This is a genomic window from Pseudoalteromonas maricaloris, assembly GCF_024746855.1.
GTDB lineage: Bacteria > Pseudomonadota > Gammaproteobacteria > Enterobacterales > Alteromonadaceae > Pseudoalteromonas > Pseudoalteromonas maricaloris.
Window position 1 is genome coordinate 918225 of the sequence record NZ_CP024625.1, and the last position, 19528, is coordinate 937752.

Below are 19528 nucleotides of genomic sequence, written 5' to 3' on the forward strand. Positions count from 1 at the left end.
AGCGATTTCACATCGCGATATGGCACAAAAGCTCGCCGCATAAAGCGGCTCCTACCAGAGGTTATTTATTGCATGTAGGAGCGATTTTACATCGCGAAAGGTACAACACCGCAACTACAAAAAGTTGCGTTCAAATCGCTTAAGCACTGTGGGCTTTACCTTTGCAGCGGTGAGTATCAGCATAGTAAAAGCGACAATAAACCAGATGGGGCGATTACCATGCTCTGCATACCAGCTTACTCCACTAATGAGTTTTACATCACTTTTCAGTATATTGGCTTCGAATTGTGGAATGGCATGCTGAATTTTGCTAAGTGGATCGTAAACACCAGTGATACCATTATTCGTTACTCGAATTAATGGGCGCTGTAATTCTAAGGCACGCATGCGAGCGATCTGCATATGCTGATGCGGGCCGTGGGAATCTCCAAACCAAGCGTCGTTGCTCACAGTAAAAAGAATATCTGACTCAGAGGTAAAGTTACCTCTGACAAGCTCGCTAAACGCGATTTCGTAGCAAATAGCGGGTAACACATGCAAACCGTTCGCAAGTAGGTTTGGTTGTACCGCATCACCTCGAGTAAATGACGACATTGCTAAGTTAAAAAGAGGGGCTATAGGACGCAATAGGTCTTCGAACGGTACAAACTCACCAATAGGCAACAATTGGTGCTTCTGGTAGCGGTTTTTGTGCAAATAGTGATATTGCCCTTCGCTGTCTTCTTTTTCCTTTTTACCAAGGGTGATCAGCGTGTTGTACGCGGTTCTGGTATCAAACTGATAATCGGGAATACCCGTTATTAGTGCAGTTCCATTAAACGCGGCTGCTTTGTCCAGCCCTTCTAAAAATGGGTAGGCGATATCTTCAAATTCAGGAATAGCCGCTTCCGGCCACACTACTAAATCAACGCCTTGCCAGTTAGGTCTAGTCATATCTCGATATTTAGACATGGTAGGCCAAAATTGCTCAGGCTCCCAGCGCAGACTCTGCTTGATATTACCTTGTACAAGTAAGGTGGTGATTTCATCTCCCGAGTACTTTAGTGGGCCTTGAATGATTGGCACACTGTATAAACCGGCAATGCCAGCAAAGCAGACTATGGTGAGATAAATCGCACGTTGTTTAAGTAGATAGTAAAGGCTTGTTGTCGCTAGAATAACTAGCAATGTTAAGCCAAATTCACCGATCCAAGGGGCTAAACTACTCAGAGGCGAGTCAGTTAACGTATAACCAAAGCTAAGCCAAGGGAAGCCCGTGAGCATATGGCCTCGTAGCCACTCGGTAATGGCAAACCCCGCAACAAGTGCCAAAACCCGTTGCCACGGTGTGCGAGTAAAGTAGCTAGCAAAAGCAAATGCCAATGTTGGGTAGATGGCAAGATAAGCACATAGTAATGCCATCAACAGCACCGAGACAGGTAAGGGTAAACCACCAAATTCAGCGATAGAGACATGCACCCAGCTTATGCCAAGGGCAAACCAGCCAAAGCCAAATAAAAAGCCATATTTAGCCGCGAGCTTTGGACTGGGTTTATCGGTAAGCCAAGTCGCTATAATCAAGCTGACAAACGCGATAGGCCAAAAACCAAAAGGGGAATAAGCAAAAGTAAGCGCACAGCCAGAAATGAGTGCCAGCCATGCAAACTTATCTTTTGCGAGGTTACTCAGGTTAGATACTAGAGTCTTCAACATGTTCAGATTTAGGTACACTTACTTGAATTTGTAAGATCCTCCGGTTATCGGAGTTAGTTACCTTAAACTGAAGGGGATCTATGTCTATAGTTTCACCACGGCTAGGCATATGGCCAAATGCATGAAGAATAATACCGCCAATGGTATCTGCTTCTTGGGTGTCGTAGTTGGTTTTGAAAAATTCGTTGAATTCATCCAATGGCGTGAGTGCTTGCACGGTATAAACATGTTTAGACAGCTGACGAATATCTTGTTGTTCTTCGTCGTCATCATGTTCATCTTCGATTTCACCAACAATGGTTTCGAGAATATCTTCGATAGTAACCAGTCCAGATACACCGCCGTATTCATCAATCACGATAGCCATATGGTAACGTTTTTGACGGAATTCGTTGAGCAGGGTATCGACACGCTTACTTTCAGGCACGACCACAGCGGGACGAAGATATTCGCGGATACTTGGCAAATCGCTCTCTTCGCGCAAAATCAAAGGTAAGAGATCTTTGGCAAGTAAGATGCCTTCTACGTGGTCTTTGTCTTCACAAATCACAGGAAAACGCGAGTGTGAAGATTCTACCATCATAGGGAGTTGAGCACTGAGCGGCTCATCTACATCAAGTGTAATCATTTGCGAACGTGGGATCATGATGTCACGTACTTTCAGCTCTGAAACGCTGAGCACACCTTCCATCATATCTTTGGTTTCTGGGTCAATCAGCTGGCGCTCTTGCGCATCAGCGATGACTTCAGCCAGTTCTTCTTTATTTTGGGGTTCCCCTTGCAGCATCTGTGTGATGCGTCCCAGCCAGGTCTTGCTAGAAGAACCCTGACTACTTTGCGAGTTATCGTCGCTCATTAGTTGTGTCTGCTCCGTTAATTTAACAATCGTCTCTGTAAGGATCTGCGATATTCAAAGAAGCGAGAATTTGCTTCTCTATTGTTTCCATTTCTACCGCGTCTTGTTCATTTATATGGTCAAATCCAAGTAAATGCAAGCAACCATGGATAACCATATGGGCGAAGTGGTCATGAAAGGTCTTTTCTTGCTCTATGGATTCTTGGTATACCACTTGGGGACAAATAATTAAATCACCAATAAGTGGCAACTCAATCCCCGGTGGCGCATCAAATGGGAAAGACAACACGTTGGTTGGCTTGTCTTTGCCCCTGTACTGGCTATTGAGCTCTTGGCTTTCGTGCTCGTCAGCGATGCGAATCGTTAATTCTGCTTCTTCGCGAAATTGCGTTAATGCATGTTCTGCCCATAATTGAAATTGTACTTCGGATGGCAAGTTTTCAAACTCACAAGCCAATTGCAAATCTAGCATTAAGTCCATGGTTTATTCCTCAGAAGGTTGCTGTTTCGCTTGATGCTTTTCAGCTTTAGCGAGACGCTCTTGTTCTTCTTTCTTCTCGTATGCTTCGACGATACGAGCAACCACAGGGTGTCTAACTACATCGTGAGATTTAAAGAAGTTAAATGAAATCTCTTCTACATCATTGAGCACTTCTATCGCATGACGAAGTCCAGAGCGCGCACCACGAGGTAAATCGATTTGCGTGATATCACCGGTGATCACCGCTTTTGAATTAAAGCCAATCCGTGTTAGAAACATCTTCATTTGTTCAGTCGTGGTATTTTGGCTCTCGTCCAAGATAATAAACGCGTCATTGAGTGTTCGACCGCGCATATACGCCAAAGGTGCAACTTCAATGACATTTTTTTCGATTAAGCGCTCAACTTTTTCAAAACCAAGCATCTCGAATAGGGCGTCATAAAGAGGGCGAAGGTAAGGGTCGATTTTCTGTGTTAAATCACCCGGCAAGAAGCCCAGCTTTTCACCAGCTTCAACCGCTGGACGAGTGAGGAGGATGCGACGTATTTCTTGACGTTCTAGCGCATCAACCGCTGCTGCAACAGCAAGATAGGTTTTACCTGTACCCGCAGGACCAACACCGAAGGTAATATCGTGAGTTAAGATATTAGCGACATATTGGCTCTGATTTGGATTACGAGGCTTAACCACACCGCGACGAGTCTTAATATAGACTTCTTTGTCCCACACGGTTGGGGCGTCTTGTTCAAGTACGTTCGCTTCTGTGATGGCTAGATGAACCTGATCCGGTTCGATTTCTGTCATTTTTCCTTTCACAGGCTGAGTATCAACATATAGAGACTTTAGAATATCCACAGCTGCTTTTGCCGTTACCGCTTGTCCGGTCACTTTAAACCAATTGTCACGGTGCGCGATTTCAACTCCAAGGCGACGTTCTATTTGTTTTAGATTTTCGTCGAACGGACCACAAAGTGAAGAAAGGCGGTGGTTATCTGCGGGTTCTAAGTAAATTTCTATATTCTTTATCTGATTACTCAAAATGTCTTCCTATAAAAATGACGCTAGCCGAAGCTAGCGCACAATTTAAAAATGCTAGGGGGTAAAAGTACCAACACCTAATTCATTAATTTCAGGTTCTTGTGGTGCTTTATTTAAGATATCCGACGGTTTTACGTCACGACGTAAATCCATTTCTGCTTCAGTACGGATAAGTTCACCACGTAACGAGTTTGGTAATGCCTCAGTAATACGTACATCGACGAATTGGCCGATCACTGAGTGTGGACCTTCAAAGTTTACAACGCGGTTATTTTCGGTTCTACCACGCAGTTCCATTGGGTTTTTCTTCGATGGGCCCTCAACCAAAATACGCTGCTCGGTATCGTGCATCTTGCGGCTGATATCCTGCGCCATTTGGTTGATACGGTTCTGTAGCAGATACAGGCGTTCTTTCTTTTCTGATTCTGCAACATCATCAGGTAAGTCGGCTGCTGGTGTGCCAGGTCGCGCCGAGTAGATGAAACTAAAGCTCATATCAAAGCCGATATCATTAATCAGGTTCATCGTTGCTTCAAAGTCTGCGTTCGATTCGCCTGGAAAACCAATGATGAAATCTGAAGACATGCTTAGGTTCGGACGGATCTTCCGTAGCTTGCGGATTGTTGACTTGTACTCAAGCGCAGTATGACCGCGTTTCATCAGGTTTAGAATACGGTCTGAACCACTTTGTACCGGTAGGTGTAAATGGTCAACAAGCTCTGGCACATCCGCATAGGCTTCAATGATATCTGGTGTAAATTCAACTGGGTGAGATGTTGTATAACGAATACGGTCAATACCGTCAATTGCTGCAACGTAGCGAATTAAGTCAGAGAAGTAACAAATTTCACCATCGTGCATTTCACCACGGTAAGCATTTACGTTCTGACCGAGTAAGTTCACTTCACGTACACCTTGCTCCGCAAGCTGAGCAACTTCAAGGATCACATCATCTAAAGGACGGCTTACTTCTTCGCCACGTGTGTACGGTACTACACAGAACGTACAGTACTTAGAGCAACCTTCCATAATTGAAACAAATGCACTCGGGCCTTCAGCCTTTGGCTCTGGCAAACGGTCAAATTTTTCAATTTCAGGGAATGAAATATCAACGACAGCACCTTCTTTGCTTTGCACCTGTTTGATCATCTCTGGCAGGCGGTGCAATGTTTGTGGGCCAAACACGATATCAACAAATGGAGCGCGCTGACGAATGGTGTCACCTTCTTGTGACGCTACGCAGCCACCAACACCGATAACAAGATCAGGGTTTGTGTCCTTTAGTAGTTTCCAACGACCAAGTTGGTGGAATACTTTTTCCTGTGCCTTCTCACGAATCGAGCAAGTATTGAGTAGGATCACATCAGCTTGCTCAGCTTCTTCTGTAAGCTGATAGCCATTTGTTGAATCCAAAAGATCCGCCATTTTCTGGGAGTCATACTCGTTCATCTGACAACCCCAGGTTTTAATATGCAGTTTTTTACTCATTTAAATATTGCCTCGTTTACAACTCGGTGTTTAGCACTACGCGTTTCTCGTGCAGGCGATGCTGAATTGATATCATTATGCCTAAAGGACGCGTATTTTATATGACCTATCTTGTCTAGCCAAGTATAGATTTTAACTTTCAAAATGTGGATCAATACAGGGTGTTTTAAGCAAACATCTGTTTTTATATGCGTTACAATGCGCAAAGACTCAATTAAGTGGAATATGGCATGAAAAACAAGGCTCTGATAGTCGGTGGTGGCATGGTTGGTGCGGCGTGTGCCGTTAAGCTAGCGAAGCAAGGTGTTGATGTAACCGTTATTGAACATTCTCCCATCTCACCAGGTGCAATACTCTCAAGTGATAAGGTAGATATTCGCGTTTCTGCTATCAATCGCTTTTCCGAGCAGTTACTAGATGAGCTCGGTGCTATGCCTGTGTTAAGAAACACCAGAGCCGCGGTTTACAAGCAGCTAGAAGCCTATGAGGATAAGCCAGGACAATTGATATTTGATTGTGAAGCGCTAAACGCCTCGCACTTAGGCCACTTAATTGAGAATAACCTCATTCAAGCTGCATTGTGGCAACAGTTTGAGAAATTTGATATCAAAGTGGTTTCACCAGAGGGGACTCCAAAGCGCATTGTTCATAATGAGGATTCCGTGACGATTGAGTATCAAGCAGCATCCTTTACCGCCGATTTGTTAATTGCTGCTGATGGTGGCCGTTCTATCGTCAGACAAATGAGTGGCATAGGCGTGACGGGGTGGCAATATGAGCAACATTGTATGGGGCTGCTGATTAAACTCGACGCGCCGCAACAAGAAAAAACATGGCAGCAATTTAAGCCATCAGGTCCAATTGCCTTTTTACCTATGCAGTATCCGTATGCCAATCTGATTTGGTATGACAACGGCAATAAACTCAATTTACTTAAGCAACTAGATAAGCAGGCGCTAAAACAAGAAGTAAAAGCTGCATTTTTTGAGCTACCCGGTGATTTTGAGATTGAAGAAGTAGCGGTTTTTCCTTTAGCAAGGCAACATGCTAACCAATACGTGAGCGAACGAGTGGTATTAGTAGGAGATGCAGCTCATACCATTAATCCATTAGCAGGGCAGGGAGTAAATCTTGGCTTTAAAGACGTAGCGGCACTTGCCGAAGCGATTGAGTCAAAAGAAGATATTGGTGATAGCAGCGCACTACATCATTACGAGTCAAAGCGTAGACAAGACAACCTTTTGATGATGAGTATGATGGATGCGTGTTATTTTGGCTTTTCGAATCAAGTAACACCGTTAAAGCATTTGAGAAATCTGGCGCTGAATGTGGCGAATAAAGCTGGACCGTTAAAAAAAGAAGTGCTTAAGCACGCCATGGGCGGAGTTGGTTTTTAATCTTTGTTCTCTAAACTGAGCGTGTTACACCAATTTACTTAATTAAGTGATCTTTTTGAAGGAGCAAGTATTAAGATAAATTGGTATTACTGCACGCTTCATTATTTAGTGCCGAGATCATCTCATCAGTGTTAGCTTATCGACGACATACATCAAGGTATTAATATCAAATTTGCCATCTAGCCTTAATAACCAATCACTGTTGGGCTGCAAAATGTAAGCAGTTTGAACTCCTGAAGGTCTGATAGAAGAAAAAATATGTTTTGCTCCGTGAGTAGCGGTAAATACATTTGCTTCGTCTATAACGCCAAGCTCAGCACTGACTTTCTGCATGTCTTCACTCTGTATATCAAACGTACCATTGAAAGCTCGTGTCATAAACTCAAGAGGTGTTAAATCGTACTTGTTAGGTAGATCAGCAAGTGCAGTAGCACCAGTTATCCAGCTTAACGTTAGTTCAGAAGAGTTGCCGCTAAGCACAACTGAGTAGGTATCGTTAGTAAAAGTTTGAAATGAAACTTTATTTGCCTGTTCTGAGGGCTGACAGTAGCTAAAATGCTTAAGTGCTATTTCTATGTGTAATGGAGAGCAAATTGAGCTAGCCCTTGCTTCTACAAAGCTAGGTATACTGAAAATGATTAATGAGAATAAAAGAAATAAAGACTTTAGCACTTTCTTTCCTAACATGAAGAAAGTTTAAAAGTAACATTAGAAAAATGAGCTAGGAATGAATGAAGAGGAAAGAAATTGTTACTAAATGGTGCGGAAAGAGAGACTTGAACTCTCACATCCGAAGATACTGGAACCTAAATCCAGCGCGTCTACCAATTCCGCCACTTCCGCACAGTAGATATTTTATTTGTAGCTAACATCTCAAAAAGAGATGGCTGGAGTACCAGGATTTGAACCTGGGAATGGCGGGATCAAAACCCGCTGCCTTACCGCTTGGCGATACTCCAGCAATAGAGGTAAGTTCAAACCTTATTTAAGCCCAGATTTGAGTTAGGCTACCTTACCGCTTCCACTTCGTGTCGAGACGATACCCAGCAATAGAGGTAAGTTCAAGAGTTTGAGTTCTACTTGAAAGAACATGGTGCGGAAAGAGAGACTTGAACTCTCACATCCGAAGATACTGGAACCTAAATCCAGCGCGTCTACCAATTCCGCCACTTCCGCATTATATTGTCTGGAGTATTTGGAACCTAAATCCAGCGTCTATTTTCAAGACATCTGCTAATTCCTCAACTTCAGAAAGTTGGCTGGAGTACCAGGATTTGAACCTGGGAATGGCGGGATCAAAACCCGCTGCCTTACCGCTTGGCGATACTCCAACGAAATAAAATCTTTTTGAGTTCTGATTTAAAAGAACATGGTGCGGAAAGAGAGACTTGAACTCTCACATCCGAAGATACTGGAACCTAAATCCAGCGCGTCTACCAATTCCGCCACTTCCGCATTTGTAAATGGTGGCTATGCCCTGATTTGAACAGGGGACCCCATCATTATGAGTGATGTGCTCTAACCAGCTGAGCTACATAGCCATTGGCTGGAGTACCAGGATTTGAACCTGGGAATGGCGGGATCAAAACCCGCTGCCTTACCGCTTGGCGATACTCCAACGAAAACTCAAATCTAACTTAAATTGTTGAACCCAGGATTTGAATCTAGGGGTGGATGAGTGAGGGATAAAAACCTCTCTCTTCTCGGCCTTACCGCTTCCACTTCGTGTCGAGGCGATACTCCAACGAAAATTTGATTGTTTTAGTTCCAATCGAGAACATGGTGCGGAAAGAGAGACTTGAACTCTCACATCCGAAGATACTGGAACCTAAATCCAGCGCGTCTACCAATTCCGCCACTTCCGCACAGTGTAGCTAACATCTCAAAAAGAGATGGCTGGAGTACCAGGATTTGAACCTGGGAATGGCGGGATCAAAACCCGCTGCCTTACCGCTTGGCGATACTCCAACGAAAATTTGATTGTTTTAGTTCCAATCGAGAACATGGTGCGGAAAGAGAGACTTGAACTCTCACATCCGAAGATACTGGAACCTAAATCCAGCGCGTCTACCAATTCCGCCACTTCCGCACATCTTTTTGCATTAGTTATTGGAACCTAAATCCAGCGTCTATATTAAGACAACTGCCAATTCCACTACTTCCGCACATCTTTTGGCATTAGTTATTGGAACCTAAATCCAGCGTCTATATTAAGACAACTGCCAATTCCGCCACTTCCGCACATCTTTTGCAACAACAAATCGATGAGTTTTGGTAGTAGTTAAAGCATGGTGGCTATGCCCTGATTTGAACAGGGGACCCCATCATTATGAGTGATGTGCTCTAACCAGCTGAGCTACATAGCCATCTCTTTAACTTCTCATCATTGCTGATGCGGGGCGTATTATGCGTATATGCCCCCAAGCCGTCAACACCTTTTTTGCAAAAAATCTGCTAACACAGTTTGTTTGCAGATAAATTAAGCGAAACGGCCTGTTTTTATATCAAATCATGCGGGGCAATTGCAAATTTTTAACAAAACCTGTGAACTTTTATTCCTTTGGAGTCTATAACTTACTCTGAAGAACAAGGTACTTATTTGATTGAAAAGCAGAGTTGATAAAACTAAAAAGGAGCCGAAGCTCCTTTTATTGAAATAGCGTGTAGTAACTATGGTTACACGTTAAATAAGAAGTTCATCACATCGCCATCTTTTACGATGTATTCTTTACCTTCTTGGCGCATTTTACCTGCGTCTTTCGCACCAGATTCACCACGGAACTCGATATAATCATCAAAGCCGATAGTTTGTGCACGAATAAAACCACGTTCAAAGTCTGTGTGGATTTTACCAGCAGCTTGAGGTGCTGTCGCGCCAACAGGGATAGTCCATGCACGCACTTCTTTTACGCCAGCTGTAAAGTAAGTTTGCAGTTTCAACAACTCATAACCACCACGGATCACGCGGTTTAGGCCTGGCTCTTCTAAGCCTAAGTCATCCATAAACTCTTTCTTATCTTCTTCTTCAAGTTCAGAAAGTTCAGCCTCAATTGCTGCACATACAGGGATCACAACCGCGTCTTCTGCTGCTGCAATTTCACGTACTTTGTCTAGGAATGGGTTGTTTTCAAAGCCATCTTCGTTAACATTGGCGATGTACATAGTTGGCTTGATCGTTAAAAAGTTTAGGTAGCTTATTGCTGCCGCTTCTTCTTTATTTAGCTCAAGTGAGCGAAGCGTTAAGCCTTCGTCCAAGTGCGCTTTTACTTTTTCAAGTACAACGAGTTCAAATTTCGCGTCTTTATCGCCGCCTTTCGCTTTCTTCGCGTTACGTAAAACCGCGCGATCAGCAGTATCCATGTCTGCAAGTACCAGCTCAGTGTTGATAACATCAATGTCTTCAGCAGGATCGATTTGACCAGCAACGTGAACGATATTTTCATTTTCAAAACAGCGAACTACGTGACCGATAGCATCCGTTTCACGGATGTTTGCCAAAAATTGGTTACCTAAACCTTCACCTTTCGATGCACCTTTTACCAAACCGGCAATATCCACAAACTCCATTGAAGTTGGGATAGTACGCTGAGGGTTTACAATTTCAGCTAGCTGGTCAAGACGAGCATCTGGTACTGGTACTACACCGGTATTCGGTTCGATAGTACAGAAAGGAAAGTTTGCGGCCTCAATGCCCGCTTTAGTCAACGCATTAAATAAAGTAGATTTACCTACGTTAGGTAAACCAACAATGCCACATTTAAAACCCATAGTGTTTATTCCTAAATTTCTACCGTATTATCTCAAGCACGCATCATGGCGAACGAGAAGCTTAGGTATTACTCAATCAATCGCAGCAGTGAACTGTTACGGTTTAAATGAATGTAGTCGATTTTGCGCTTTTAACACACCGTCTTTTGCGAGTATTTCCATACATCGGACTGCTTCATCCACAGCGGCATCAATTTTCTCTTGATCAGCTTGTGGTGCTTTGCCTAAAACCCACCCCGTGACTTTGTCTCTGTGTCCTGGGTGACCAATACCAACGCGCAATCGCATAAATTCTTTGTTATTTGCCATTTTAGCGATTATGTCTTTTAAGCCATTGTGACCGCCGTGACCACCACCTTTTTTGAGTTTGGCGATACCGGGTTCTAAATCCATTTCATCGTGAGCAACAAGAATACTCTCGACGGGGATTTTATAAAAATTGGCAAGACTCGCGACCGCTTTACCACTTAAGTTCATATAAGTCGTAGGGATCAGCAATTTAAACTCTTGATTATTGATGAGCACTTTGCCAGTGAGGCCGTGATGTTTAGCGTCTGGTTTTAGGAGGCAGTTGTATCTTCTGGCTAGTTCTTCGATAAACCAAGCGCCAGCGTTATGACGGGTGTTTGCGTATTCGGGGCCTGGATTAGCCAGGCCCACAAGCATTTGAATATTATTCAAGGTGTTAACACCTGAACAATTACTCAGCTGCGTCTTCAGCAGACTCTTCAGCAGGAGCTGCTTTAGGAGCGTTTACTGAAACAACCGCTTGGTCGTGATCTGCACCTTTAGCAAGTTCAACTGAAACAACGCCAGCTGGAAGCTTGATATCAGATAGGTGTAGAGTTGCGCCAACAGCTAGAGTCGCTACGTCAACTTCGATGAACTCAGGAAGTCTTGCCGGAAGACAAGTGATTTCAATTTCAGTTAGTTGGTGAACGATAGTGTTGCCACCTTTAGTTGCTTTCTCTTCGTTGATGAAGTGAACAGGAACTTTAGTGTGAAGCTTTTGAGAAGCATCAACGCGTTGGAAGTCTAAGTGAGTGATCTTAGGCTTGTACGGGTGACGTTGCATATCTTTAAGAATTGCTTCAACAGACTCACCGCCAATGTTTAGCGTTAGGATGTGAGTGTAGAAACCTTCGTCTTCTTGCGCTTTCAATACTTTGTTGTGATCAAGAGTTAGTGAAACTGCATCTTTACCAGCACCGTATAGGATTGCAGGAACTTTGTCAGCGCGACGTAGGCGGCGGCTCGCACCAGTACCTAGGTCAGAACGTACTTCAGCGTCTAATTTGTATACAGACATGGATGTCTCCAAAATAATTTAAGTTAATGTGTCAGAGAGCTCGCGACCAAGCTCCCTGCCTAAAAAAGGCGCGCCAATATACCACTAACGCACTTGCAATGAAACCTATAAAACAAAAAAAGCACCAGAGGTGCTTTTTGGCTAATCAGTTTTGGTGCCGATTAGTGTTGAAACATCGCAGAGATTGACTCTTCGTTGCTGATACGGCGGATAGTTTCGGCCATCATATCTGCAAGTGTTAGTACTTTGATGTTATCAAGCGCTTTCAATTCATCAGAAAGTGGAATTGAGTCAGTCACGATAACTTCATCGATAACTGAGTTGCGTAGGTTTTCCGCAGCATTGCCCGAAAGTACTGGGTGGGTTGCGTAAGCGAATACGCGTTTTGCACCGTGCTCTTTAAGTGCTGCTGCTGCTTTACATAAAGTACCGCCTGTATCTATCATGTCATCGACAATGATACAGTCACGACCAGCAACATCACCAATGATGTGCATAACTTGAGAAACGTTAGCCTGTGGACGACGCTTATCAATGATCGCTAGGTCTTTATCATCTAACAGTTTTGCAATCGCACGAGCACGAACCACACCACCGATATCAGGTGAAACTACTACTACATCTTCGAACTTACGCTCTTTCATGTCTTCGATTAGCACTGGGCTACCGAATACATTGTCAACAGGTACGTCGAAGAAGCCTTGGATTTGTTCTGCGTGTAGGTCAACAGTAAGAACACGGTCAACACCTACGCTTGAAAGGAAGTCTGCAACAACTTTAGCAGTAATTGGAACACGAGCAGAACGCACACGGCGGTCTTGACGTGCGTAACCGAAATAAGGAATAACGGCTGTGATACGACCAGCAGATGCACGACGTAGCGCATCAACCATGACGATTAACTCCATTAAATTATCATTTGTAGGAGCACATGTTGATTGGATGATGAATACATCTGAACCACGAACGTTTTCGTTGATTTGAACGCTAATTTCACCGTCGCTAAAACGGCCAACAACGGCATCACCTAACTCAATAAACAAACGTTTTGCAACTTTTTGAGCTAGCTCAGGTGTTGCGTTACCAGCGAAGAGCTTCATGTCGGGCACGGTAGGGTTCCTCAGGCACTGAATTTTTTGGACTAACATGCAATGACCATGAAATAAAAAAGTCAAAACAAGCTAACTTAAACAATTTACTTCTAGTTTTGCCAAGCGCGCAATTGTCGATGACAAATTGACTCACTTGTATTTTGGGCAATAAAGCCCTGCCAAGATGAAGGTAGAGTTTCGAGCACACGCAGCGCTGCCTCACGATTTTCAAACTCCGCGAAACAACAAGCTCCAGTACCAGTCATTTTGGTTGGTGCATATTTTAGCAACCACGCGAGGGTCTTTTCAACCTCGGGGTAAAGCTTTTTGACAAGAGTTTGACAGTCGTTGCCCGTATCCGAGAGTTTCCAACCGCTTTTTAGCTTAGGCGTATTGCGTGGTAAATCTGGGTGAGTAAAGACTAACGCGGTGCTGACATGAACGGGTGGGGCAACCACCAAATACCATTTTTGCGCGATGTCAATTGGCTCAAGTTGCTCGCCAACGCCGTGGGCTACAGCTGTTTTACCTTCAACAAAAACAGGCACATCGGCGCCTAGCTGGAGACCGAGTTTTGCAAGTTCTGGGATAGTAAGCTGACATTGCCACAGCGTATTGAGTGCCAATAAAGTCGTGGCAGCATCGGATGAACCACCACCAACACCTCCACCCATGGGAAGCTGTTTATTTAAGTGAATGTCGACACCAGCCGCAATTTTTTTATAGGGCTCAAGAATTTTGGCGGCTTTATAAATGAGGTTATCTTCGAGTGGAATACCTGCGGTGTCACCACAAATGACGATTTCTTGCTGGTTACTGGTTAGCGTAAATGCTAATTCATCACCAAAATCTAAGAAAGTAAATAAAGTCTCTAGTTCATGGTAGCCGTCTTCTCGACGGCCATTGATATGCAAAAAAAGATTTAATTTTGCCGGTGCGCTTAGCGTCAATGTCTTCATTTAAACTGCCATGAAGTGATTAATACTTTGACCTCAATATTGGTCGATGAGAGTTTCATGCGACTAGGCAGCCACATTCCGTCTTGCATTTTATATTGTTGATAGGTGATTTGCCACACTCGGCCAGATGGGCTTTGCCACTGTGCATTGCTTATTCTGCCAAGGTCATCAAGTTCGCTGGCTGGTGCTTCAACTAAGCCCGTTAGCCATTGAGGGGCTTGATTGACCGGAAGAGAGAGACCACTTAAACGCTTAATCAGATCGCTACTGTCCATGCCTTTATGGACATTGTCTTCAAAGGTCAGCTCCGAATGTGTGTCTAATTCTTCTAGTTCGAATATGCGGGTGCCAACAAAGCTGGTTAAAATCAGATTTTGTTTATCTTCTTTTAAATACCAATTAAAGTTAGCTGATTGACGATTGTCTGGGGCAATAAATGCAAGTTTACCTCTCGCTTGCCAATTTTTTTGTTGTTTTAGTCTAGATTGCCAGTCTTGTGCTACGTTTTGCTGAGGTAATTGTTGCGCACAACCCGTTAAAATTAATAAAAATATGAGTAAAATCAAATGAAGTTGTCTCAAAGGCCTTTCCTTACTTTCCATATTCGATTGATTTTTGGTAAAATTGCCGGCTTTAAAGCAGGGCTCGAGCAATACTGGCATCTATGACCATCATCGCACTTGGTATCAATCACAAAACCGCGTCTGTAGAATTACGTGAAAAAGTGGCGTTTTCTCCAGAACAGCTTACAGAAGCATTGCACCAACTCCAACATTCTTCGCAGTTTAAAGAATCTGTGATTGTGTCGACCTGCAATCGAACCGAGATCTATTGTAGCCTTGAGTCTGCTGATCCCCAAGCACTACTCGGTTGGTTGTCAGATTTTCATAACATAGAGCAACGAGACTTAACAGAAAATGTCTATGTGCATATGAATCAGGATGCGGTGAACCATTTAATGCGAGTTGCCTGCGGTCTTGATTCATTGGTTTTAGGTGAGCCACAAATTCTTGGGCAAATTAAACAAGCTTTTAGTACGGCCAAACAACACCATGCCATTCAGCCAACATTTGAGCGTTTATTCCAAAAAACTTTTTCGGTGGCGAAGCAAGTGCGCACCGAAACCGATATTGGTGCAAGTGCTGTCTCAGTGGCGTATGCCGCTGTTAATTTAGCAAAGCATATTTATGGTCAATTGGATAAAACTCAGGTCTTGTTAATTGGTGCTGGTGAAACAATAGAGTTAGTTGCTAAACACTTATCGCAGCATAATCCAAAGTCAATCACTGTCGCGAACCGCACAATTGAGCGCGCACAAAACCTAGCAAAAGAAGTTGGCGGTAGTGTTATTTCACTGGCACAGTTGCCAGATGCGCTACCAAGTGCAGACATTGTTATTAGTTCAACTGCGAGCACCTTACCAATTATCGGTAAGGGAGTGGTCGAGCAAGCGCTTAAAAAACGTCGCCATAAACCAATGTTATTTATCGATATCGCGGTGCCTCGCGATATCGAAAGCCAAGTGTCAGAGTTGGATGCTGCTTATCTTTATTCAGTTGATGACCTGCAGGCGATAGTCAATGAAAACTTGGCCAGTCGTGAACAAGCGGCCATTGAAGCGCAGCAGATCATCGATGTACGCACGCAAGAGTTTTCCGAGTGGCAACGTTCGCTGCATTCAGTGGATGTGATTAGGCAGTATCGCCAAAGCGCGCAAGAAATTAAAAATGAGCTCGTGGACAAAGCAATAAATCAGCTACAATCGGGCAAAGAAGCAGATAAAATTATTATTGAATTAGCAAATAAGCTGAGTAATCGACTAACACACGCACCAACACGCGCCATTCAAGAGGCTGCGAAAGAAGGCGATATAGATAAGTTAGCGCAACTCAAGCAAACATTAGGTATTGAGCAGGAATAACGTGTAAATGAAAGAGTCTGTATATCGTAAGTTAGAAACCTTAGTAGAGCGCTATGAAGAAGTTCAAGCGATGCTAAGCTCGCCTGAGGTGATTAGCGATCAGAACCGCTTTCGCGCCTTGTCAAAAGAGTTTTCAGAATTGGAAGACGTAGTTAAAGCGTTTACAGCCTACCAACAGGCTCAGGAAGACGTCGCAACTGCTGAAGAAATGCTAAAAGACTCAGATCCAGACATGCGTGAAATGGCACAGGAAGAGTATAAAGAAGCAAAAGCTGCCATTGCTGCGCTTGAAGATGACCTTCAAGTATTGATGTTACCAAAAGATCCAAAAGACAATAACAACGTATTCTTGGAAGTGCGTGCGGGAACCGGTGGTGATGAAGCCGCGATTTTCGCTGGCGATTTATTCCGTATGTATAGCCGCTATGCAGAAACGCAAAAGTGGCGCGTTGAAATCGTGAGCGCTAACGAAGGCGAGCACGGTGGCTATAAAGAAGTTATCGCTAACATTAGTGGCGACGGTGTTTATGGCAAACTTAAGTTTGAATCTGGTGCTCACCGTGTACAACGTGTGCCTGAAACTGAATCTCAAGGCCGTGTTCACACTTCTGCATGTACGGTTGCTGTGATGGCAGAGATCCCAGAGGCAGAAGCAATCGAAATTAATCCGTCTGATCTAAAAGTGGATACTTTCCGAGCTTCAGGTGCCGGTGGTCAGCACGTAAACAAAACCGATTCTGCTATTCGTATCACTCACTTGCCGACAGGCGTTGTGGTTGAATGTCAGGACGAACGTTCACAACATAAAAACAGAGCGAAAGCGCTGTCTGTACTAAGTGCGCGCTTACAGCAAGCAGAAGATGAAAAACGTGCAGCGGCAGAAGCTTCTGAACGTCGCAATCTAGTAGGTAGCGGTGACCGCTCTGAGCGTATTCGTACTTACAACTTCCCGCAGGGCCGTATTACCGATCACCGTATCAACTTGACGCTATATCGCCTAAATGAAGTGATCTCCGGTGAGCTGGGTGCTGTTATCGATCCGCTGGTTATTGAATATCAGGCTGATCTACTGGCAGCTATGAGCGAAAGCGATTAATGCCAACACTTAACATTGCCCAAGCCGTTGCTTGGGCAACCTCTGAACTGTTACCACACTCCGAGTCAGCAAAGCTCGATAGCGAAGTGCTATTACTCCATGTTATCGATAAAAACCGCACTTATCTCTTTACTTGGCCCGAAGCTGAGCTTTCTACACTAGAGCAGCAGCAATTCGAAGAATGTATCGCACGCCGTGTTACGGGAGAGCCTGTCGCACACATCACAGGTCAAAGAGAATTTTGGAGCCTGCCTTTAAAAGTTAACAACAGCACGCTTATTCCAAGGCCTGATACTGAAACTCTGGTTGAGCATGTTTTAACTCTCAGCATGCCAAATGACGCTCAGGTGCTAGACTTAGGCACAGGTACTGGCGCGATTGCACTGGCGTTGGCGAGTGAATATCCAGCTTGGCAAATCACCGCAGTAGATGCTTCAGCAGACGCCGTGGCGCTTGCAAAGTCTAATCAATCTCAGTTGGGCTTTAGAAACGTGTCGATTTTGCAAAGTGATTGGTTTAGCGCGGTTGCGGAGCAACAGTTTGATTTGATTGTGAGTAATCCACCTTATATTGATGAAGCCGATCATCACTTATCACAAGGAGATGTGAGATTTGAACCGCTCAGCGCGCTGGTCGCGGATGACCATGGCTATGCGGATATTTTTCATATCATCAGGACGGCTAAGCTACATCTGAACTCGGGGGGATATTTGCTACTTGAACATGGCTTTGAGCAAGCAGATAAGATCCAACAGTTTTTTGCAGAAATGGCGTATATTAATATACTTACAATAAAAGATATGGCAGGGTGTGATAGAGTGACGTTGGCAATGTTGCCGTAAAGTCATGAACTCACACGAAAGTTAGGCGCTTCAATAGGATCCGCAATATGGATGATTTTTTGTTTTCAGACGAACCCGCTGACGTAATTGAACCTGAAAAAGTAGGCACTTGGAAGGTTATTATTGTCGATGATGAGCCCGAAGTGCATGCAGTGACAAAGTTAGCACTGAGTGACTTTGAGTTTCAAAAAAAGCGTCTGGAATTTATTAGCGCTTATTCGGGTGAAGAAGCAAAGAAAATCGTCGATGCCAACCCCGATGCTGCGGTGGTATTGCTGGATGTTGTCATGGAAACCGACGATGCTGGTTTGCAGGTCGCAAAATACATTCGTGAAACCGCGAAAAACAACCATATCCGTATCATTTTAAGAACTGGTCAGCCAGGTCAAGCGCCTGAACGCCAAGTTATCGTGAACTACGATATCAACGACTATAAGTCAAAAACAGAACTCACCGCGCAAAAGCTCTTTACTGTGGTCATGTCGAGTTTACGTTCATATCGCGACATTCTCGCCATCGATCAATCAAGACAAGGGCTTGAGAAAATCATTAAAGCCTCCCGTGATATTTTTGCTACTCACTCAATTGAGAGTTTTATTGAGGGCGTGCTACAGCAACTTACTTCGCTGATAGGCACGGTCGACCAAGCTATGTACGCAACGTCACTTGCGGCGGGTAAAGAAGCTGGCCAAACGAACGATCAACTGGTTGTATTTGCAGGGCGTGGAGAATTTGAAAGTAGTGAAGGTAAGCCGATTTCTGAAGTGCTTAGCAGCGATCAAATGGATGCCTGCTTAAAAGCACTACAAGATAAAGACATTGTATATAAAGACAATTATCTATTTGCCTATTGCTCCAGTGACTATAACCACGCCTCAATGCTATTTGTGTCTGGTATTCCTGAATTCTTAACCGAAACTCAGCGTCATTTAATTGATATTTTTGCTCAAAATATGCAATTGGCGTACGAAAATGTACAGCTACAAGCCGAGATTGAAGATACCCAGCAAGAATTGGTGATCCGTTTAAGTGAAGCGCTTGAGCTTCATTCCACCAATACTGGCAATCATGTTAAGCGCGTTGCATATCTTTGTCATACGCTTGCCAAAGAAATGGGTCTTTCTGATAAAGAAGCTGAGCTGGTGAAAATGGCGTCACCATTGCACGATGTGGGTAAAGTTGGAATTCCTGACGCGATTTTAAATAAGCCTAGCAAGCTGGATGACGAAGAGTGGAAAGTCATGCAAACCCATACAGACAAGGGCTTTGACTTGTTAAAAGATTCTCGCCGTGAGATTGTCAGTGCGGGCGCACTAATCGCTCGAGACCACCATGAAAAATGGGATGGCAGCGGTTATCCGAAAGGTAAAAAAGGCGATGAAATACACCTTTATGGTCGCATCGTAGCACTAGCTGATGTGTATGATGCGTTACGCCATAAACGTTGCTACAAAGAGGCATGGAGCCAAGAAGATGCACAAAAAGAGATTACTGCGCAAAAGGGAAAACACTTTGACCCCAAACTCGTGGATGTATTCAACCGTTGTATTAATGAGTTAGAATTGATCCTACAACGTTTCCCTGATTAGA

17 protein-coding genes and 11 tRNA genes are annotated in these 19528 nt (G+C 44.0%); 5 read left to right on the forward strand and 23 right to left on the reverse strand.

The genetic code is table 11. The annotated features are described in order from the left end of the window. Window positions 1-114 precede the first annotated feature (114 nt). From lnt to miaB, 5 genes are read right to left on the reverse strand one after another with little or no spacing between them, the layout of a single operon-like run. A complete protein-coding gene (gene lnt, locus CTT31_RS03795; RefSeq protein ID WP_211859325.1) occupies window positions 115-1692 on the reverse strand; it encodes an apolipoprotein N-acyltransferase in 1578 nt (525 codons plus the stop codon). Further along, window positions 1670-2548, reverse strand: a complete 879-nt coding sequence (gene corC, locus CTT31_RS03800) for a CNNM family magnesium/cobalt transport protein CorC (protein WP_010370418.1) — start codon at window positions 2546-2548, stop codon at window positions 1670-1672. The genes lnt and corC overlap by 23 nt, the downstream gene beginning before the upstream one ends. 22 nt (window positions 2549-2570) lie before the next feature. Next, entirely contained in the window at window positions 2571-3029 is a 459-nt protein-coding gene (ybeY, locus tag CTT31_RS03805) for an rRNA maturation RNase YbeY (protein WP_211859326.1), read from the reverse strand. Window positions 3030-3032: 3 nt separating this feature from the next. Continuing rightward, window positions 3033-4067: a PhoH family protein gene (locus CTT31_RS03810; RefSeq protein ID WP_010370423.1), complete on the reverse strand. Its 1035-nt coding sequence runs from the start codon at window positions 4065-4067 to the stop codon at window positions 3033-3035. A 54-nt stretch (window positions 4068-4121) separates the two neighbouring features. Then, window positions 4122-5555, reverse strand: coding sequence for a tRNA (N6-isopentenyl adenosine(37)-C2)-methylthiotransferase MiaB (gene miaB, locus CTT31_RS03815; RefSeq protein ID WP_010607359.1), 1434 nt, complete (start codon window positions 5553-5555; stop codon window positions 4122-4124). Window positions 5556-5785: 230 nt separating this feature from the next. Here miaB and CTT31_RS03820 point away from each other — a divergent pair, with 230 nt between their 5' ends. After that, entirely contained in the window at window positions 5786-6952 is a 1167-nt protein-coding gene (locus CTT31_RS03820; RefSeq protein WP_211859327.1) for an FAD-dependent oxidoreductase, read from the forward strand. A 117-nt stretch (window positions 6953-7069) separates the two neighbouring features. Here CTT31_RS03820 and CTT31_RS03825 read toward each other — a convergent pair whose 3' ends face one another. The 18 genes from CTT31_RS03825 to lolB all read right to left on the reverse strand — a co-directional run bounded on the left by CTT31_RS03825 (window position 7070) and on the right by lolB (window position 14660). After that, window positions 7070-7624: a hypothetical protein gene (locus tag CTT31_RS03825; RefSeq protein WP_211859328.1), complete on the reverse strand. Its 555-nt coding sequence runs from the start codon at window positions 7622-7624 to the stop codon at window positions 7070-7072. An 86-nt stretch (window positions 7625-7710) separates the two neighbouring features. Beyond that, window positions 7711-7795, reverse strand: a tRNA-Leu gene (locus tag CTT31_RS03830). 41 nt (window positions 7796-7836) lie between these two features. Then, window positions 7837-7911, reverse strand: a tRNA-Gln gene (locus tag CTT31_RS03835). Between the two features lie 132 nt (window positions 7912-8043). Continuing rightward, window positions 8044-8128 (reverse strand) — tRNA-Leu (locus CTT31_RS03840). Between the two features lie 80 nt (window positions 8129-8208). Then, window positions 8209-8283: transfer RNA gene (locus CTT31_RS03845), tRNA-Gln, on the reverse strand. Between the two features lie 39 nt (window positions 8284-8322). Continuing rightward, window positions 8323-8407 (reverse strand) — tRNA-Leu (locus tag CTT31_RS03850). Between the two features lie 9 nt (window positions 8408-8416). After that, window positions 8417-8493 (reverse strand) — tRNA-Met (locus CTT31_RS03855). Between the two features lie 2 nt (window positions 8494-8495). Continuing rightward, window positions 8496-8570, reverse strand: a tRNA-Gln gene (locus CTT31_RS03860). A 162-nt stretch (window positions 8571-8732) separates the two neighbouring features. Continuing rightward, window positions 8733-8817: transfer RNA gene (locus tag CTT31_RS03865), tRNA-Leu, on the reverse strand. Between the two features lie 28 nt (window positions 8818-8845). Further along, window positions 8846-8920: transfer RNA gene (locus tag CTT31_RS03870), tRNA-Gln, on the reverse strand. Between the two features lie 36 nt (window positions 8921-8956). Continuing rightward, window positions 8957-9041: transfer RNA gene (locus tag CTT31_RS03875), tRNA-Leu, on the reverse strand. A gap of 200 nt (window positions 9042-9241) precedes the next feature. Continuing rightward, a tRNA-Met gene (locus tag CTT31_RS03880) sits at window positions 9242-9318 on the reverse strand. Between the two features lie 310 nt (window positions 9319-9628). After that, window positions 9629-10720 (reverse strand): redox-regulated ATPase YchF, encoded by a 1092-nt coding sequence (gene ychF / locus CTT31_RS03885; RefSeq protein WP_010370435.1) that lies wholly within the window; start codon window positions 10718-10720, stop codon window positions 9629-9631. Window positions 10721-10816: 96 nt separating this feature from the next. Beyond that, window positions 10817-11401: an aminoacyl-tRNA hydrolase gene (gene pth / locus CTT31_RS03890; RefSeq protein ID WP_010607356.1), complete on the reverse strand. Its 585-nt coding sequence runs from the start codon at window positions 11399-11401 to the stop codon at window positions 10817-10819. A 19-nt stretch (window positions 11402-11420) separates the two neighbouring features. Beyond that, window positions 11421-12029 (reverse strand): 50S ribosomal protein L25/general stress protein Ctc, encoded by a 609-nt coding sequence (locus tag CTT31_RS03895; RefSeq protein WP_017217941.1) that lies wholly within the window; start codon window positions 12027-12029, stop codon window positions 11421-11423. A gap of 161 nt (window positions 12030-12190) precedes the next feature. Beyond that, window positions 12191-13138, reverse strand: coding sequence for a ribose-phosphate pyrophosphokinase (locus CTT31_RS03900; protein WP_010370444.1), 948 nt, complete (start codon window positions 13136-13138; stop codon window positions 12191-12193). A 92-nt stretch (window positions 13139-13230) separates the two neighbouring features. Further along, on the reverse strand, window positions 13231-14079 hold the full coding sequence (ispE, locus tag CTT31_RS03905; RefSeq protein WP_069022219.1) for a 4-(cytidine 5'-diphospho)-2-C-methyl-D-erythritol kinase: 849 nt from the start codon (window positions 14077-14079) through the stop codon (window positions 13231-13233). Beyond that, window positions 14076-14660 (reverse strand): lipoprotein insertase outer membrane protein LolB, encoded by a 585-nt coding sequence (gene lolB / locus CTT31_RS03910; RefSeq protein WP_260492008.1) that lies wholly within the window; start codon window positions 14658-14660, stop codon window positions 14076-14078. Before lolB ends, ispE begins: the two co-directional genes overlap by 4 nt. An 83-nt stretch (window positions 14661-14743) precedes the next feature. Between lolB and hemA the strand changes: the two genes are divergently transcribed. The 4 genes from hemA to CTT31_RS03930 are packed head-to-tail and all read left to right on the forward strand — an operon-like array spanning window position 14744 to window position 19527. Beyond that, a complete protein-coding gene (hemA, locus tag CTT31_RS03915) occupies window positions 14744-16000 on the forward strand; it encodes a glutamyl-tRNA reductase (protein WP_069022217.1) in 1257 nt (418 codons plus the stop codon). Window positions 16001-16007: 7 nt separating this feature from the next. Next, window positions 16008-17096, forward strand: a complete 1089-nt coding sequence (gene prfA, locus CTT31_RS03920; protein ID WP_010607352.1) for a peptide chain release factor 1 — start codon at window positions 16008-16010, stop codon at window positions 17094-17096. Beyond that, entirely contained in the window at window positions 17096-17938 is an 843-nt protein-coding gene (prmC, locus tag CTT31_RS03925; protein WP_211859329.1) for a peptide chain release factor N(5)-glutamine methyltransferase, read from the forward strand. The genes prfA and prmC overlap by 1 nt, the downstream gene beginning before the upstream one ends. Window positions 17939-17985: 47 nt before the next feature. Continuing rightward, window positions 17986-19527, forward strand: a complete 1542-nt coding sequence (locus CTT31_RS03930) for a response regulator (RefSeq protein WP_235368606.1) — start codon at window positions 17986-17988, stop codon at window positions 19525-19527. Window position 19528: the final 1 nt, after the last annotated feature.

Excerpts from the sequence above, each read along its gene's own strand:
- CTT31_RS03930 (WP_235368606.1), top strand. The coding sequence starts at position 17,986 with ATGGATGATTTTTTGTTTTCAGACGAACCCGCTGACGTAATTGAACCT.
- miaB (WP_010607359.1), bottom strand. The coding sequence starts at position 5,555 with ATGAGTAAAAAACTGCATATTAAAACCTGGGGTTGTCAGATGAACGAG.
- CTT31_RS03820 (WP_211859327.1), top strand. The coding sequence starts at position 5,786 with ATGAAAAACAAGGCTCTGATAGTCGGTGGTGGCATGGTTGGTGCGGCG.
- prfA (WP_010607352.1), top strand. The coding sequence starts at position 16,008 with ATGAAAGAGTCTGTATATCGTAAGTTAGAAACCTTAGTAGAGCGCTAT.
- lnt (WP_211859325.1), bottom strand. The coding sequence starts at position 1,692 with ATGTTGAAGACTCTAGTATCTAACCTGAGTAACCTCGCAAAAGATAAG.
- CTT31_RS03895 (WP_017217941.1), bottom strand. The coding sequence starts at position 12,029 with ATGTCTGTATACAAATTAGACGCTGAAGTACGTTCTGACCTAGGTACT.
- ispE (WP_069022219.1), bottom strand. The coding sequence starts at position 14,079 with ATGAAGACATTGACGCTAAGCGCACCGGCAAAATTAAATCTTTTTTTG.
- ybeY (WP_211859326.1), bottom strand. The coding sequence starts at position 3,029 with ATGGACTTAATGCTAGATTTGCAATTGGCTTGTGAGTTTGAAAACTTG.
- corC (WP_010370418.1), bottom strand. The coding sequence starts at position 2,548 with ATGAGCGACGATAACTCGCAAAGTAGTCAGGGTTCTTCTAGCAAGACC.
- prmC (WP_211859329.1), top strand. The coding sequence starts at position 17,096 with ATGCCAACACTTAACATTGCCCAAGCCGTTGCTTGGGCAACCTCTGAA.
- ychF (WP_010370435.1), bottom strand. The coding sequence starts at position 10,720 with ATGGGTTTTAAATGTGGCATTGTTGGTTTACCTAACGTAGGTAAATCT.
- hemA (WP_069022217.1), top strand. The coding sequence starts at position 14,744 with ATGACCATCATCGCACTTGGTATCAATCACAAAACCGCGTCTGTAGAA.